The sequence below is a fragment of the Mesorhizobium sp. M1403 genome, assembly GCF_040317695.1.
Classification (GTDB): domain Bacteria; phylum Pseudomonadota; class Alphaproteobacteria; order Rhizobiales; family Rhizobiaceae; genus Mesorhizobium.
Genome location: NZ_JAMYKY010000088.1, coordinates 1 through 1,227, shown reverse-complemented (window position 1 = coordinate 1,227; position 1,227 = coordinate 1). Strand labels below are relative to the sequence as shown.

1 protein-coding gene is annotated in these 1,227 nt (G+C 61.2%); it reads left to right on the top strand.

Translation table 11 applies throughout. From position 1 onward, the window contains the following. Nucleotides 1-59: 59 nt before the first annotated feature. Nucleotides 60-1,220 carry an IS30 family transposase gene (locus NKH01_RS35145; RefSeq protein ID WP_353024740.1) on the top strand — a complete coding sequence of 387 codons (1,161 nt, stop codon included), beginning with the start codon at nt 60-62 and terminating at the stop codon, nt 1,218-1,220. Nucleotides 1,221-1,227 lie beyond the last annotated feature (7 nt).

Below are 1,227 nucleotides of genomic sequence, written 5' to 3'. Positions count from 1 at the left end.
GGTGGGCTCAATCGGTGAGGGCAACACACTAGTCTTTCATCAGAGATGGAGTGTGGGCCATGAAGCAGCGAGGTCGCATCTATTATTCTGCCGCCCAGCGATCGGAGATCTGGGATCGATGGCAGGCTGGCGAGTCGATGAAGTCGATTGGGCGGCGGTTTGATCGGGCGTCATCATCGGTGTTCTCGGTGATCTCCCCAGCCGGCGGCATTCGCCCAGCCGAGCGGCGACGGGCGCCCAAGGCGCTCAGTCTGGGCGAGCGGGAGGAGATATCCCGAGGGCTCAGTACGCGGTGCTCTTTGCGTTCGATCGCCCACACACTGGGTCGATCGCCGTCCACGATCAGTCGTGAGATCCTTCGCAATGGCGGGCCTGATCGGTATAGAGCAGCACGTTCCGATCACGCCGCTTGGGATCGGGCCCTGCGCCCCAAGCTGTGCAAGCTGGCTTGCTGTCCGTCACTAGCCCGGACAGTATCGGTCAAGCTGCAGCGGAAATGGTCGCCAGAGCAGATTGCCGGCTGGCTCAAGCGCACCTACCCAGGGGAGCCGCATAACCAGGTGTCGCACGAAACGATCTATCGCAGCCTGTTCATCCAGGCACGTGGAGTGCTGAAAAAGGAACTGCTGGAGCATCTTAGAGCCAGGCGCACGATCCGCCGTTCCCGGCACGCCAGCATGAAGCGGAGTGGGCTGGGCCAGATCAAGGATGCAATTTCCATCAGCGAACGGCCCGCCACCGTCGAAGATCGAGCAGTTCCCGGCCACTGGGAGGGCGACCTCATCGGCGGGTCCAAGAACAGCTACGTGGCGACGCTGGTCGAGCGTCACTCGCGCTATGTGATGCTGATCAAGGTCGCCAACAAAGATACCGAAAGCGTCGTCTCAGGCCTAATCAAGCAGTCGCAGAAATTGCCCGGGGAACTCTATCAATCGCTGACGTGGGACCGAGGCAAAGAGCTTGCCGAGCACCAGCGACTGACACTGGCCACGGACGTCGAGGTCTACTTCTGCGATCCTCGATCACCCTGGCAGCGCGGCTCGAATGAAAACACCAACCGACTGCTGCGCCAATATCTGCCACGTGGCACCGACCTGTCCCTGCACAGCCAGGCAAAGCTCAGCGCCATCGCGCGGCAGCTCAACGAACGCCCCAGAAAGACCTTGCTCTATCAGACCCCAGCGGAGAAGTTCGCTGAGTGTGTTGCAGCGATCGGTTGAACCCGCC

Coding starts and splice junctions, on each gene's coding strand:
- NKH01_RS35145 (WP_353024740.1), top strand. CDS start 60: ATGAAGCAGCGAGGTCGCATCTATTATTCTGCCGCCCAGCGATCGGAG.